Source organism: Streptomyces sp. Inha503 (assembly GCF_047215865.1).
In the GTDB taxonomy this organism is placed as follows: domain Bacteria; phylum Actinomycetota; class Actinomycetes; order Streptomycetales; family Streptomycetaceae; genus Streptomyces; species Streptomyces lycopersici.
Window position 1 is genome coordinate 9,485,295 of sequence record NZ_CP178360.1, and the last position, 14,052, is coordinate 9,499,346.

Annotated in this window: 12 protein-coding genes and 1 tRNA gene; 11 read left to right on the plus strand and 2 right to left on the minus strand. The window is 70.8% G+C overall.

Going from position 1 to position 14,052, the window contains the following annotated elements; genetic code table 11:
• Nucleotides 1–10 precede the first annotated feature (10 nt).
• The 7 genes from ACJX2R_RS40285 (at nt 11) to ACJX2R_RS40315 (ending at nt 6,535) form a co-directional block, all read left to right on the plus strand.
• Nucleotides 11–1,015, plus strand: a complete 1,005-nt coding sequence (locus tag ACJX2R_RS40285) for a carbohydrate ABC transporter permease (protein ID WP_413104101.1) — start codon at nt 11–13, stop codon at nt 1,013–1,015.
• Complete coding sequence (locus ACJX2R_RS40290) at nt 1,012–1,872, plus strand: carbohydrate ABC transporter permease (protein WP_262700918.1); 861 nt, start codon at nt 1,012–1,014, stop codon at nt 1,870–1,872. The genes ACJX2R_RS40285 and ACJX2R_RS40290 overlap by 4 nt, the downstream gene beginning before the upstream one ends.
• Before the next feature lie 7 nt (nt 1,873–1,879).
• Complete coding sequence (locus tag ACJX2R_RS40295; protein WP_413104102.1) at nt 1,880–2,515, plus strand: hypothetical protein; 636 nt, start codon at nt 1,880–1,882, stop codon at nt 2,513–2,515.
• 94 nt (nt 2,516–2,609) lie between these two features.
• Complete coding sequence (locus ACJX2R_RS40300) at nt 2,610–5,357, plus strand: Tat pathway signal sequence domain protein (protein ID WP_413104103.1); 2,748 nt, start codon at nt 2,610–2,612, stop codon at nt 5,355–5,357.
• A gap of 41 nt (nt 5,358–5,398) precedes the next feature.
• Nucleotides 5,399–5,908, plus strand: coding sequence for an SRPBCC family protein (locus ACJX2R_RS40305; RefSeq protein ID WP_262700922.1), 510 nt, complete (start codon nt 5,399–5,401; stop codon nt 5,906–5,908).
• A gap of 66 nt (nt 5,909–5,974) precedes the next feature.
• Nucleotides 5,975–6,049, plus strand: a tRNA-Val gene (locus ACJX2R_RS40310).
• A gap of 114 nt (nt 6,050–6,163) precedes the next feature.
• Nucleotides 6,164–6,535, plus strand: a complete 372-nt coding sequence (locus tag ACJX2R_RS40315) for a VOC family protein (protein WP_262700923.1) — start codon at nt 6,164–6,166, stop codon at nt 6,533–6,535.
• 95 nt (nt 6,536–6,630) lie between these two features.
• Here the strand turns inward: ACJX2R_RS40315 and ACJX2R_RS40320 are convergent, their stop codons facing one another.
• A complete protein-coding gene (locus ACJX2R_RS40320; RefSeq protein WP_262700924.1) occupies nt 6,631–7,356 on the minus strand; it encodes a 3'-5' exonuclease in 726 nt (241 codons plus the stop codon).
• Between the two features lie 160 nt (nt 7,357–7,516).
• Here ACJX2R_RS40320 and ACJX2R_RS40325 point away from each other — a divergent pair, with 160 nt between their 5' ends.
• The 4 genes from ACJX2R_RS40325 to ACJX2R_RS40340 all read left to right on the plus strand — a co-directional run bounded on the left by ACJX2R_RS40325 (nt 7,517) and on the right by ACJX2R_RS40340 (nt 12,086).
• Nucleotides 7,517–8,095: a DUF4365 domain-containing protein gene (locus ACJX2R_RS40325; RefSeq protein WP_413104104.1), complete on the plus strand. Its 579-nt coding sequence runs from the start codon at nt 7,517–7,519 to the stop codon at nt 8,093–8,095.
• The gene (locus ACJX2R_RS40330; protein ID WP_262700925.1) at nt 8,095–9,297 is read left to right on the plus strand and encodes a hypothetical protein; all 1,203 of its coding nucleotides are present in this window, start codon (nt 8,095–8,097) and stop codon (nt 9,295–9,297) included. Before ACJX2R_RS40325 ends, ACJX2R_RS40330 begins: the two co-directional genes overlap by 1 nt.
• Nucleotides 9,298–9,448: 151 nt before the next feature.
• A complete protein-coding gene (thrS, locus tag ACJX2R_RS40335) occupies nt 9,449–11,428 on the plus strand; it encodes a threonine--tRNA ligase (RefSeq protein ID WP_413104105.1) in 1,980 nt (659 codons plus the stop codon).
• Between the two features lie 91 nt (nt 11,429–11,519).
• Complete coding sequence (locus ACJX2R_RS40340) at nt 11,520–12,086, plus strand: HIT family protein (protein WP_191066302.1); 567 nt, start codon at nt 11,520–11,522, stop codon at nt 12,084–12,086.
• Nucleotides 12,087–12,161: 75 nt separating this feature from the next.
• Here ACJX2R_RS40340 and ACJX2R_RS40345 read toward each other — a convergent pair whose 3' ends face one another.
• Nucleotides 12,162–13,814 carry a hypothetical protein gene (locus ACJX2R_RS40345; protein WP_413104106.1) on the minus strand — a complete coding sequence of 551 codons (1,653 nt, stop codon included), beginning with the start codon at nt 13,812–13,814 and terminating at the stop codon, nt 12,162–12,164.
• Nucleotides 13,815–14,052 lie beyond the last annotated feature (238 nt).

A 14,052-nucleotide genomic window follows, 5' to 3' on the forward strand; every position in this document is an offset into this window, starting at 1 on the left:
GAGAGCTTCCGTGACACCGACCACGACGCGTGCGGCGGACGGAGTGCGGCCTCCCGGCGGGGCGTCCCCCGAGAAGGCCGCCCCCGGCGCCCGTCCCGCCCCGGCGGCGGGGCGGGCGCGCCAGGGCCGCCGGGAGACCCTCGCGGGCTATCTCTTCCTGACGCCCTGGTGCGTCGGGATCCTGCTGCTCACCCTCGGCCCGATGCTCGTCTCGCTCTATCTGGCGTTCACCGACTACAACCTCTTCGACTCGCCCCGGTGGATCGGGTTCAAGAACTTCCAGGACCTCTTCGCGGACGACCGCTGGTGGACCTCGGTTCAGGTGACGCTCAAGTACGTACTGATCGGCACCCCGCTGAAGCTGGCGGCGGCGCTCGCCGTGGCGCTGCTGCTGGTCAAACCCCGTAAGGGCCAGAGCTTCTACCGTTCGGCGTTCTACGCCCCCTCGCTGATCGGCGCCAGTGTGAGCATCGGCGTCGTCTGGCGGGCGATCTTCAACGACAACGCGATCGTCGACAAGTCGATGAGCCTCTTCGGATGGGACGTCGGCGGCTGGATCGGCGATCCGGACTGGGCCCTGCCGACCCTCATCACCCTGACCGTCTGGCAGTTCGGCGCACCGATGGTGATCTTCCTGGCCGGGCTGAAGCAGGTGCCGGGCGAGCTGTACGAGGCCGCCGAGATGGACGGCGCCGGCCGCTGGCGGCGGTTCCGCTCCATCACCCTGCCGATGATCTCGCCGGTGCTCTTCTTCAACCTCCTGCTGGAGCTCATCCACTCGTTCCAGGTCTTCACCTCGGCGGTGGTGATCGCGGGGTCGGGCACCAACACCGGCGGACCGGGCGACTCCCTGCTGGTCTACGGCTGGTACCTCTACGAGCAGGGCTTCCGCAATCTGCGCATGGGCTACGCCGCCGCGATGGCCTGGATGCTGATGCTCGGCATCGGCCTGGTGACCGCCGTGCTGTTCAAGACCCAGCGCGGCTGGGTGCACTACGAGGAGGACGCCCGGTGAGTGGATTTGTGGCGGCGGTCGGGCGGTGGCGGGTGCGCTCGGTCATCTGGCATGTGGGGGCGCTCGCCGTACTGGCGGTGATCCTCTATCCCGTGGTGTGGGTGATCGGCGGCTCACTCAAGCCCGGTGACCAGATCGTCGGCAGCCTCCAGTTGCTGCCCACCGATCCGATCACCGACAACTACCGTCGGCTCAGCGACGGCATCGCGGACGTGCCGATCTCGACCTTCTTCACCAACTCGCTGCTGCTGGCGGCCGGTTCGGTGATCGGCGTGCTGTTCTCCTGCTCACTGGCGGCCTACGCCTTCGCCAGGATCCGCTTCGCGGGGCGCAACGTGCTGTTCACGCTCATGATCTCCACCCTGCTGCTGCCGTTCCAGGTGTTGATCATTCCGCAGTACATCCTGTTCCAGAAGCTGGACCTGATCAATACGTATGTGCCGCTGCTGCTCGGCAAGTACCTGGCTGCGGACGCCTTCTTCGTCTTCCTGATGGTGCAGTTCATGCGCGGGCTGCCCCGGGAACTGGACGAGGCGGCCCGGCTGGACGGCTGTGGCCATCTGCGCATCTACTGGAACATCGTGCTGCCGCTGTGCCGCCCGGCCCTGATCACCAGCGCGATCTTCACCTTCATCTGGTCCTGGAACGACTTCATCGGGCCGCTGCTCTACCTCAACGAACCGGACAAGTACACGGTCTCGCTGGGCCTGAAGCTCTTCATCGACCAGGACTCCGTCGCCGACTACGGAGGCATGGTCGCCATGTCGATGGTCGCGCTGCTGCCGGTGCTGCTGTTCTTCCTGGCCTTCCAGCGCTATCTGGTCGAGGGCGCGGCGACCTCCGGGCTGAAGGGCTGAGGCCGTTATGGGACAAGCCATCGGAGATGTCGGAGGAGATGCCGGGGGAGAGGCCGCCGTACGGCGTACCGCGAACCGGCCCGCGCGTGCCCCGCTGCGCTTCGCGCTGTTCGCCGAATGCCTGCTGACCGGCGTCTGGGTGGTGCTCGCCGCCCTGCCGGTGATCACCCTGCTGCCCGCGTTCGCCGCCGGTTGTGCGCACCTGGGCCGCCATCTGGACGGTGAACGGTCCACCTGGCGGGACTTCCTGGCCGGGCTGCGGGAGGCGACCCGGAGCGGCTGGCGGTTCTCCCTGCTGTGGTGGGCGGCGCTCGCGCTGCTCGGCTTCGATCTGCGGGTGGCCCGCTCCGGGGCCCTGCCCGGCGGGCCCGCGCTGATCGCCGTGAGCGTGGTGGGTCTGCTCGCGGTGGTCGTCCTCGGGCTGCGGACGGCGGCCTTACGGCGGCCCGGCACCGCTTGGCCCGATGCCGCCCGTACCGCCGCACGCCAGGGGCTGGCCGCCGACCCCGGCGGATCGCTGCTGCTGATCGGCGGGCTCGCCGTACTCGCCGTCGCCGCCTGGCAGATGCTGCCGCTGATCGCCCCGGCCGCGGGCGCCCTCGCGGGCTGTGCGGTCGCGGTGGAGCGCCGGGCCCGCGTCTGACCCGGCTCCGCCCCTCCCCAGGCGCCGCCCACCCCGGCGCCTCCTCCCCCCACTCATGTCATGCACCTGCCCTCGTATGAAAGGTGAAGCGGACATGCCCCCGATCCCCCGTCGCAACCTCCTCAAGGCCGCGGCCGCCACCGGCGCCGCCGTGCCGTTCTCCTGGCTGCTCGCCCACAACGCCCCGCGGGCCGCCGCCGACAGCCCCGCCGAGAAGGCCGCCGACGAGCCCGTGGACATCTCCTGGCTGGAGGACGGCGGCCTGGGCGCGGCCGCGGGCTCCACCTTCGGCGTCCCCTGGCCCAGGGGCGCCCACCCCGGCGACCGGACCTTCGCGCTGACCACCGCCGACGGCGCCCATGTGCCCCTACAGACCTGGGCCACCGCCTACTGGCCCGACGGCTCGCTGAAGTGGACCGCGCACGCGGCGGGGGAGGGCCTCACCGGCAGCTCCTACCGGCTCACCACCGGCACGCCCGCCGCACCCGCCAAGAAGGTCACCGTCTCCGAGAGCGGCGGCAGGATCACCGTCGACACCGGGGTCATCAGGGCCGTCATCGGCAAGGACGGCAAGCAGCTCGTACGCTCCGTCACCCGCGGCTCCACCGAGATCGCCCGCGACGGCCGGCTGGTCCTGCTCCGCCAGGGCGACGTGGACGACGGCGACCGCGGACGCGCCGAGTGGGAGCGGTTCGACGGCGAGATCAGCGGGGCGAAGGTCGAGCAGAAGGGCCCCGTCCGCGCCGTCGTCCGCATCGACGGCAAGCACCGCAAGGGCCGCCGCGCCTGGCTCCCCTTCAGCATCCGGCTCTACTTCTACGCGGGCGCGGACTCCTTCCGCATGGTGCACACCATCACCTTCGACGGCGACCAGAACAAGGACTTCATCCGGGGTCTCGGCGTCCGCTTCTCCGTGCCGATGCGCGACGAGGCGTACGACCGCCACATCCGCATCGCGGGCGAGGGCAAGGGGTTCCTCACCGAGGCCGTCAAGGGCGTCACCGGGCTGCGCCGGGACCCCGGCGCGGGCGTCCGCACCGCCCAGGTCAAGGGCGAGAAGCTGCCCGACCCGGCCGGCTGGGACCAGCGCGTCACCTCCCGGCTGCATCTCATCCCCACCTGGGGCGACTACACCCTCTCCCAGCTCTCCGCCGACGGCTTCACCCTGCGCAAGCGCACCAAGCCCGGCCACGGCTGGATCGCCGCGGGCGGCGGCGGCCGGGCGAGCGGCTTCGGCTACGTCGGCGGCGTCAGCGGCGGACTCTCCTTCGGACTGCGCGACTTCTGGGAGAAGTTCCCCGCCCAGCTGGACATCCGCGGCGCCGCCGGAGCCGAGGCCGAGGTCACCCTGTGGCTCTGGTCGCCCGAGGCCCAGCCCATGGACCTGCGCTTCTACCACGACGGCATGGGCCAGGACACCTACCCCGAACAGCTCGAGGGCCTCGAGATCACCTACGAGGACTACGAGCCCGGCTTCGGCACCCCTTACGGCATCGCCCGCACCAGCGAACTCACCTTCTGGGCCAACGCGGCCACCCCCGACGCGGACACCCTCGTCCGGCAGGCCGCCGCCGTGCGCACCCCGCCCCAACTGGCCGCCGGACCCGCCGACCTGGTCCGCGCCAAGGTCTTCGGCGGCCTCTTCGCCCCCGTCGACCGCTCCACCCCCGCCAAGGCGAAGGTCGAGGACCGGCTGGACTTCCTCTTCGACTACCACAAGGGCCAGGTCGAACAGCGCCGTTGGTACGGCTTCTGGGACTACGGCGACATCATGCACACCTACGACGGCGACCGGCACCGGTGGCGGTACGACGTCGGCGGCTACGCCTGGGACAACTCCGAGCTCTCGCCCGACCTGTGGCTGTGGCTGGCGTATCTGCGCTCCGGCCGCTCCGACATCTTCCGCTTCGCCGAGTCCATGACCCGGCACACCGGCGAGGTCGACGCCTACCACCTCGGCAACTGGGCCGGGCTCGGCACCCGGCACGGCGTCCAGCACTTCGCCGACAGCGCCAAACAGCAGCGCATCTCCACCGCCCTGTACCGCCGCTACTACTACTTCCTCACCGCGGACGAGCGGATCGGCGACATCATGCACGCCCTCGTCGACTCCGACGAGACCTTCCTCGTCCTCGATCCACTGCGCAAGGTCCGCGAGGACCCCGACTACGAGCCCGATCCGCACGCCCTGGACATCGGCTTCGGCACCGACTGGAGCGGCCTCGCCGGGGCCTGGCTCACCGAATGGGAGCGGCGCGGGCCGAAGGCGGAGAAGGCCGAGGCGCGGCTGCGCTCCACCATGGAGACCATCGCGGCCCAGCCCAACGGCTTCGTCCAGGGCAGCGGGCTGTACGACCTCGACACCGGCAAGTACGCCATCGCCGACCGGCCCAAGGTCAGCGTCTCCCATCTGTCCGCGGTCTTCGGCCTGGTCGAGGTCTGCGCCGAGGTGATCGACCTCATCGACCTGCCGAAGTTCAAGGAGGCATGGCTGGACTACTGCCGCTACTTCAACGCCACCAAGGCCGAGCAGAAGGCCCGCTACGGCACCGACTTCGGCTCGCTGATCCTGGTCCAGGGCCACTCCCGGCTCGACGCCTACGCCGCCGTCCAGCTGAAGGACGACAAGCTGGCCGCCCGCGCCTGGCAGAAGTTCACCGAATACCACGAGGGCGACGGCTACCCGGATGCCACCGTCAGCTGGAAGTCGGTGAAGGTGGCGGGCCCGGACGTGCTGGAGCCCGGCGTCGAGGCGGCCTGGGTGAGCACCAACGCCACCGCCCAGTACGGCCTCGCCGCGATCCAGAACCTCGCGCTCGTCGGCGACAAGCTGCCGGGCTAGCCGGCTGGCCACGCCGTCGCGGCCGGACCACACTTGAGGGCATGGACTGGTGCCATTACCGCTTCCGCAGCCGGTGGGACCTCGACGCCCCGCCCGCCGCCGTCTTCGCGGCGCTGGCGAACGGCGACGACTATCCGCGGTGGTGGCCCCAGGTCCGTGAGGTCCGGCGGATCGACGAGCGCAGCGGCGCCGCCCGCTTCCGCTCCCTCATCCCGTACGACCTGCGGCTGATCGTCAGCGAGGCACGGCAGGACCCGGCGGACGGCGTGCTGGAGATCGGCTTCGCGGGCGATCTGGAGGGCTGGGCGCGCTGGACGGTGCTGCCCCAGGGGACCGGCACCCGCGCCCTCTTCGAACAGGAGGTGGTGGCCCGCAAGCCCCTGCTGCGCCGTCTCGCGCTCCCCGGGCGCCCCGTCTTCCGGGCCAACCACGCCCTGATGATGCGCTCCGGGCTGCGGGGGCTGCGGGCACACCTCGCCGCGCGGCCCGCCGGACCGGCCGGGGCGCCGCCCGGTCCGGCCTCCGGGCCCTCCGGCGGAAACGCGGTTTGAACCAAACCCGCCGCGACCTGTATTGTTCAGGTCGTTCCACCGGGGAGATCCCGAAGGGAACAACCCGGGCGATTAGCTCAGTGGGAGAGCGCTTCGTTCACACCGAAGAGGTCACTGGTTCGAACCCAGTATCGCCCACCACCCCATGAGGCCGGGCCGCCAGCAGGCGGCCCGGCCTCATCTTTGTGTGCTTGTACGGCCAGGAGCGGGGTATCCGAACAGGGCTTCCGTGGGTGACGATGTGGAGGGGAACTCATGGCCGTCGCGACCGCAGCCGTACTGTCCTTGGACTGCGCCGAACCCGAGGAGCTCGCCGAGTTCTACGCCCGGGTGCTCGGCGCGGAGATCCAGCCGCTGACCACCCCCGACCGGGTCGAGATCGTCGCCCCCGGCGGGTCGCGGATGGCCTTCGTCCGGGACCACGGCTTCGCCCCGCCGAGCTGGCCACGGCCGGACGACTCCCAGCAGGCGCATCTGGACCTGCTGGTGGAGGACGTCGACGCCGCGGAGCGCCAGGTCGTCGACCTGGGCGCCCGGCCGCTGGACACCAAGCACAACGGTGGTCTGCGCGACGTACGGATCTACTCCGACCCGGCCGGCCACCCCTTCTCGCTCCGCCGGGCCTGAACGTCGGGCGCGCCGGGGCTGAGTGGTCAAGCGCGCCGGGCCTGAACGTCAGGCGCGCGGGGCCCGAGCGGTCGAGCGCGCGCCGCGTTCGAACGTCAGGCCGCGGCCGGAAGGTCCGGACGCAGCGGCCACGCCGGGTCGCAGACCTCGTCCGAGCCGTTGAGCGCGAACCACGCCTGTAGCCCCCGGGCCTGCGCCGCGTACCAGACCGTCTGGCGGGCGTGCAGCTCGGCGGGGGTCAGCGTCTCCAGACGGGAGGCGAACCGGCGGCCCACCGTCCGTACGACATGCAGCGCGGCCGCCGCGTCCGCCGCCGCGTCATGCGCGCCGGTCAACTCCACGCCGTAGTGCTCACACAGATCGATCAGGGTGCGGCGGCCCTTGCGATAGCGGTCCAGGTGTTTGTCCAGCACCCGTGGATCCAGAACGGCCATCGAGCGCAGCGAAAGATAGCCCGCCAGGCTGGAGTTGCGATGCCGCTTCAACTCCCGGTCCAGCAGGGTCAGATCGAACGGCGCGTTCATGATCACCAGCGGGGTGCCCCGCGTGACCTGCTCCGCTATGGCCCGCGCCACCTCGTCCACCACCGGCGCCGGCCATCTGCCGTGACGCTGGAGATGAGCGTCGGTCAGACCGTGTATCTCGGTGGCGGCCGGCGGCACCGGCACCCCCGGGCTCACCAGCCAGCGCCGGACCTCCGGCAGACTTCCGGTCCCGCGCTGCACCACCAGGGCCGCCGATACGATCCGGTCATGCTCGACATCGACACCCGTGGTCTCCGTGTCAAAGGCGGCGAGCGGCCCTTCGAACCAGGACGGCATGGCCTCAACTCCTCGTGCATTTCCCCTCGATGACATCTGATCCCGCCCCGACCAGGTGATACCCGGAGGGAGGACCGCGAACCACCGCTGTTTGCCGAGGTCCTGACGCGGAGACAACACAGGTGTACGAAGCCGGCGACGACCGGAAGGCGTCACGGACATGACGCTGGCAGCACCCGACCCGGCCCCGACGGCGAGCGGCCTTGCCCTGAGCGGACCACCTCCCGTGCGTGGCCAAATCGCCACCACCGCCTGTATGGAGACCCTTCAGGTGGGCTATCTGCACGCGGTGGCCGCCGCCGCGGGCTGCTCACTCGCCCAGCCCTTCCCCGACCACGGCATCGACTGGCACGTCAGCCACAGCGCCCGGGGCCACGCCGTGGACGACGAGGTCACCATCAAGGTGCAGCTCAAGGCCACGTACCAGATCGCGCCGGCCCCTCCCGGGCCGACCTTCGCCTTCACGCTCGACAACGACCACCTGGTCAAGCTGGCCCGCAGCCCGGTCTCCGTACACAAGATCCTCGTGGTGATGATCGTGCCGCGCGGCCGGGAGGACTGGCTGCGAGCCGGGCATGACCGCCTGTCCCTGCGCCACTGCTGCTACTGGATCAATCTGGCCGGCCACGCGGTCACGGGCCGCCGCCGGACCACCGTGCGGATCCCGACCTCGCGGATCTTCGACGACCGCGCGCTCTGCGAGATCATGACCCGGGTCGGGGCGGGAGGGAGACCGTGATGGACCGGCCATGGCCCCACGACGAACCGGCACCGCTGCCGGTCCCGCGCCCCGACGAGGTGGACCCGGCCGTCCTCGGCGCCCTGCTCGCCCGGCACGGCTGGCGCCGCCGCGGCGGCGCCCCCGGGGCTTATGCCCGCTGGACCCCGCCGGGCAGGGGTGCGGGCGGCACCAGCCTGCTGGTGCCCGAGAGCCGGGACTTCCCCGACAGCGGCGATCTGCTCGGCGAGGCGCTGATGGCGCTCAGCCGCAGCGCCGCCCCCTCCGCCCGCGAGGTGCTCACCGGCCTCGCCGTGCCCAGCGACGAGATCCGCTGGCGGCGCGAGGTGCCCGAATCCCCCGGTGGCACCTCCGCCTGGACCGCGCAGGAGCGGCTGCGCGCCGCCGCCCGCGACACCCTGCTGGCCGGGGCGCTCGCCGCCCGCGGCCGCGCGGGCTACTACGGCGCCCGGCACCGCCGCGCCGCCGAGGCGTCCCTGGAGCGGGTGCTGACCGGGCCCCCGGGCGCCGAGTCCGGCGGCCGTGAGCTGACCGTCTTCGTGCCCGTCGAGGAGGGCGGCCGCGTCACCGCCGTCACCCTGCTGCGCGCGCTGTACGCCCTCCGGGACGCCGCCGACTACCACCGGACGACCGGCGGGATGGAGGCGTATGACGCGGCGGTCGCGGCGGGGGTCAGCCGGGAGCTGACCGAGGCGGTGATCGCGCTGGTCCAGGGCACGGAGGGGGCGCGGGTGGCGCTGGAGTGGTCACCGGCCGCCGGTCCGCCCCAGGGGTTCGCCGCCCGGCCCGATCCGGTGGAGTTCTCGCCCGGCGACCTCCCGGGGCTGAGGGAGGCGGGTGCCCGCTATGTCCGGGATGAGCCGTCCGTACCGGTGTGCCTCACGGGCGCGGTGGTGCGGCTGCGCCGTACCGGCCCCGGCGGTCCCGGGACGGTGCGGCTGAGGGTGCTCTCCGGCGCGGAGGTCGCCCAGGTGCGGATCAGCCTGGACGAGGAGGACTACCGCATCGCCGGCCATGCCCATCTGGTGGGGCTGCCGATCCGGGTGCGGGGGCGGCTGGAGAGCCGCGGCGGCTTCCGGCGGCTCAGCGGGGCCGCTGGCGTCACCCCGGTCCAGGTGGACGAGGCCGAGCGGGACCGGCTGGTCAAGTCGCTCCAGGAGAACCTGGACTTCTTCGAGGAGGCGTGCGGCGGCGGCCCCTGACCGCCGCCGTGGATCGTGATGGCGTCGGGCGAGAGCGGTCCCGGGCGGTGACGGCGTCCACAACCGTTTCGCGGTCCCGCCCATCGGCTCGGTACGATTCACGCTGCGCGGCATTCGCCGCGGGGAGCCATCCATCAGTCAGGAGAGACCGGTGTCAGACGTCCGTGTGATCATCCAACGCGATTCCGAGCGGGAAGAACGCGTGGTGGCCACGGGCACTACGACGGCGGACCTCTTCGCCGGTGACCGCTCGATCGTCGCCGTGCGCGTGGGCGGGCAGCTCAAGGACCTGGCGTACCGGCCGGCCGAGGGCGACGAGATCGAGCCGGTGGAGATCACCAGCCAGGACGGTCTGGACATCCTGCGCCACTCCACCGCGCATGTGATGGCCCAGGCGGTGCAGGAGCTGTTCCCGGAGGCGAAGCTGGGCATCGGCCCGCCGATCAAGGACGGCTTCTACTACGACTTCGACGTCGAGACCCCGTTCCACCCGGACGATCTCAAGCGCATCGAGAAGAAGATGCAGGAGATCCAGAAGAGGGGGCAGCGGTTCTCCCGCCGCGCGGTCACCGACGAGGAGGCACGCGACGAGCTGTCCGCCGAGCCGTACAAGCTGGAGCTGATCGGGCTCAAGGGGTCGGCCGCGGACGCCGCCGAGGGCGCGTCCGCCGAGGTCGGCGCGGGCGAGCTGACGATCTACGACAACCTCGACGCCAAGACCGGCGAGCTGTGCTGGAAGGATCTGTGCCGCGGTCCGCACCTGCCGACCACGCGGAACATCCCGGCCTTCAAGCTGATGCGCAGCGCCGCCGCGTACTGGCGGGGCAGCGAGAAGAACCCCCAGCTCCAGCGGATCTACGGCACCGCGTGGCCGACCAAGGACGAGCTGAAGGCGTACCTGGACTTCCTCGCCGAGGCCGAGAAGCGCGACCACCGCAAGCTGGGCGCGGAGCTGGACCTGTTCTCCTTCCCCGACGAGCTGGGCTCGGGCCTCGCGGTGTTCCACCCCAAGGGCGGTGTGATCCGCAAGGAGATGGAGCAGTACTCGCGCAAGCGGCACGAGGAGGCGGGGTACGAGTTCGTCAACACCCCGCACATCACCAAGGCCAAGCTCTTCGAGACCTCCGGCCATCTGCCGCACTACATGGACGGCATGTTCCCGCCCATGGAGTTCGAGGGCCAGGACTACTACCTCAAGGCCATGAACTGCCCGATGCACAACCTGGTCTTCCGGGCGCGCGGGCGGTCCTACCGCGAGCTGCCGCTGCGGCTCTTCGAGTTCGGCACGGTCTACCGCTACGAGAAGTCCGGCGTCGTCCACGGTCTGACCCGGGCCCGGGGCTTCACCCAGGACGACTCGCACATCTACTGCACCAAGGAGCAGATGGCCGATGAGCTGGACAATCTGCTCACCTTCGTGCTGGACCTGCTCCGCGACTACGGTCTGAACGACTTCTATCTGGAGCTGTCCACCCGGGACGACTCCGACAAGTTCATGGGCGGCGACGACCAGTGGGAAGAGGCCACCGAGGAGCTGCGCAAGGCCGCCGAGAAGCAGGGCCTGGAGCTCGTCATGGACCCGGGCGGCGCGGCGTTCTACGGCCCCAAGATCTCGGTCCAGGCCCGGGACGCGATCGGCCGCACCTGGCAGATGTCGACCATCCAGGTCGACTTCAACCAGCCGGCCCGGTTCGAGCTGGAGTACACCGCGGCGGACGGCTCCCGCCAGCAGCCCGTCATGATCCACCGGGCGCTCTTCGGCTCGATCGAGCGCTTCTTCGCGGTGCTGCTGGAGCACTACGCGGGCGCCTTCCCGGTGTGGCTCGCCCCGGTCCAGGCGGTCGGCATCCCGATCGGCGACACCCATGTGCCGTATCTGGAGGAGTTCGCCGCGCAGGCCAAGGCCAAGGGGCTGCGGATGGAGGTGGACTCGTCCTCGGACCGGATGCAGAAGAAGATCCGCAACGCCCAGAAGTCCAAGATCCCGTTCATGGTGATCGCCGGTGACGAGGACGTCGCGAACGGCGCGGTGAGCTTCCGCTACCGCGACGGCTCGCAGAAGAACGGCATCCCGATCGACCAGGCGCTGGCCGAGATCGCCGACGCCGTGGAGCGCCGGATCCAGGTCTGATCCAACAGTGGTCTCCACGGAGGCCAGGATTCCGAGGGGCGGCCCTGACCAGGGCCGCCCCTCGGCTCTTCCTCACCCCTGCGGGGCGAATATGCTGGCCCGCATGACGAGTGAGCCGGAACAGCAGATCGGAGTGGGGACGCCTGACGCGTTCCAGCGCCTGTGGACGCCCCATCGGATGGCCTACATCCAGGGTGAGAACAAGCCGACCGGCCCGGGCGCGGGCGATGGCTGTCCGTTCTGCTCCATTCCGGAGAAGTCCGACGAGGACGGCTTGATCATCGCTCGCGGCGAGTCCGTGTACGCCGTGCTCAATCTGTATCCGTACACCGGCGGCCATCTCATGGTCGTCCCGTTCCGGCACATCGCCGACTACACCGAGCTCACCGCCGAGGAGACGGTGGAGCTCGCGGAATACACCAAGGCCGCCATGACCGCGCTGCGTACTGCCTCGGGTGCGCACGGTTTCAACATCGGCATGAACCAGGGGACCGTGGCGGGCGCCGGAATCGCGGCGCATCTGCATCAGCATGTGGTGCCGCGCTGGGGCGGGGACACCAACTTCATGCCCGTGATCGGCAGGACCAAGGTGCTGCCGCAACTCCTCGCCGACACCCGCCGGTTGCTCGCCGACGCCTGGCCCCAGCCGGGGGCCTAGCGGCCGCTCATGGGTCGGGCCCCGGCCGCACGGCCAGGGCCCGACCCTTTTGCGTTCGCCTTACGCGTCGCGCCCTTACGCGTCGTACAGATCGGCCTTCTTCGGGGCCACGTCCTGGACCTGGCCGCTGAGCGCCAGCGAGCGGTTGCCGAAGCGCTCGGTGTCCACGCCGTGGTTCTTGAGCACCCCGATGGCCGCCTCATGGACCACCCGCAGCACGGGGGTGGCGGCGCGCAGCGCGTCGTCCGCCATGAACCGGTGCCGCCAGGGCTTGTCCGCCCAGGCGTGCCGCAGACCGAACGGCTCGGGCAGCACCAGCTTGCCCCCGAGGTGGTCCAGTATCGGCGGGTACCAGGTGAAGGGGGCACGCGCGGCCAGCCGCACGACCTCCTTCGCGTTCACCAGTGGCAGCGGGATGGACTTGGTCTCCCAGAACCGGAAGGTCTTGGCGACCGTCTTGGAGGGTGCCGAGGGCTTGCTGGTGAACAGCGGGTGCACCGGCCCCAGCGCATGCCCGGTGACCTCGATCCGCAGCGTCTTGTGCAGCAGGGTCACCGTGATCATCAGGGTGATCACCAACTGGCCGTCCCAGAGCACGAACTGCACACCCAGGTAGTGCCGGTCACCGGCGCCGAACTGCTGCTGGTCGCAGATCCGCTGGAGCTCGACCCCCTTTATCTGGAAGCCCTCCTCCTCGGAGATGCCGCCGCGCTCGACCGCCTTGGCCCCCTCGCCGATCGGCGAGACCACCCAGTGGCGCACGGAGGGGGTGGGGAAGCCGCCGGTGTGCAGCGGGGTGCGCTCCAGCATGCGCAGCTGGTCGTGGATCGCCCGTATGACGTCCCAGCTGCGGAAGGGGTCGATCTCCTTGTCGGGATCGGCCGAGACCAGGTCCTCGGCCAGCTGCCAGCTGCCCCACCGGGTGCCCATGCCCAATATGCCCTTGGGACCGGCGTAGAAGACCACATTGCTGTACTGCTCGGCGGTGAGCTTGTGGAGCGACTTGCGCAGCTCCTCGGCGGCGGTCTGGCCCGGGTGGTTGGGCACCGTCTCGGGCACCTTGGCGCCGACGCCGCCGCCGGAGAGCAGCCCGCCCCAGGAGTCCCGGAGGTCCTTGGCGGTGCGCTCGCAGATCTGCTTGGCGATGTACCAGCCGATCACCGGGGCGACCACGACGCCCCGGAGATAGATCCCCCAGAAGCCCCCGAAGGGCAGCTTGATCAGGAAGATGACGACCATCACGCCGAGCGCCACCAGCAGCGCCGTGCCCAGTGCGCCCATGCGCTTGTCCTGGGCCCCGGCGACCGAGCGGCGCAGTTGGAAGGCGCCGAGCCACAGCAGCGTCCCGGGCAGGAACAGCAGCCCGAAGATCACCATGACGGCGGTGAGCCGGGCGTCACGGGTCTTGCGGATGCGGTTGGCGGCCAGACAGTGCTCGACGACCGTCTGGGGCTCCATGCCGAAGGACTGGATCACCTGGCCCCGGCCGCCGCCGAGCATTCTCATCTGGACGGCGCGCGCGAACGCCTCGCCCAGGTTCGGCTCGAAGAGGGAGATCCTGGGCTTCTTGACCTCCGAGACCGTCCACTCCGAATTGGCGTCGAGCAACTTTGCCACGGGGTCGTCGCGGTAGGCGGCCGAGGCCAGGGCCTGCGTCGCCGCCGTCTGTCCCGCCGCTCCCGACAGGGGAACCTGCGCCCCGGGACTGAAGTCGAATCCGTCCGTCACCAACGCCCCCAATACGGCACGCTCTTGCGCTGCGACCTCAGCGTATCCGGGGTGTGCACCGCCTGTCGCCAGGGCGTGTGCGGCCTGTGGAAAACCCTCGTGGAGAAGACCGCCCGCGGAACCGCCCACGGACCGCCCGCGGAACCGCCCACGGGCCCGGCCGCGGAACCGCCGGTGGACGGCCGACGGCGAAGGCCCGCCCGCCCCGGCGCGGTTGGGGCGGGCGGGCCGTGACTTA

Excerpts from the sequence above, each read along its gene's own strand:
- ACJX2R_RS40295 (WP_413104102.1), top strand. The coding sequence starts at position 1,880 with ATGGGACAAGCCATCGGAGATGTCGGAGGAGATGCCGGGGGAGAGGCC.
- ACJX2R_RS40300 (WP_413104103.1), top strand. The coding sequence starts at position 2,610 with ATGCCCCCGATCCCCCGTCGCAACCTCCTCAAGGCCGCGGCCGCCACC.
- ACJX2R_RS40305 (WP_262700922.1), top strand. The coding sequence starts at position 5,399 with ATGGACTGGTGCCATTACCGCTTCCGCAGCCGGTGGGACCTCGACGCC.
- ACJX2R_RS40315 (WP_262700923.1), top strand. The coding sequence starts at position 6,164 with ATGGCCGTCGCGACCGCAGCCGTACTGTCCTTGGACTGCGCCGAACCC.
- ACJX2R_RS40320 (WP_262700924.1), bottom strand. The coding sequence starts at position 7,356 with ATGCCGTCCTGGTTCGAAGGGCCGCTCGCCGCCTTTGACACGGAGACC.
- ACJX2R_RS40325 (WP_413104104.1), top strand. The coding sequence starts at position 7,517 with ATGACGCTGGCAGCACCCGACCCGGCCCCGACGGCGAGCGGCCTTGCC.
- ACJX2R_RS40330 (WP_262700925.1), top strand. The coding sequence starts at position 8,095 with ATGGACCGGCCATGGCCCCACGACGAACCGGCACCGCTGCCGGTCCCG.
- ACJX2R_RS40340 (WP_191066302.1), top strand. The coding sequence starts at position 11,520 with ATGCTGGCCCGCATGACGAGTGAGCCGGAACAGCAGATCGGAGTGGGG.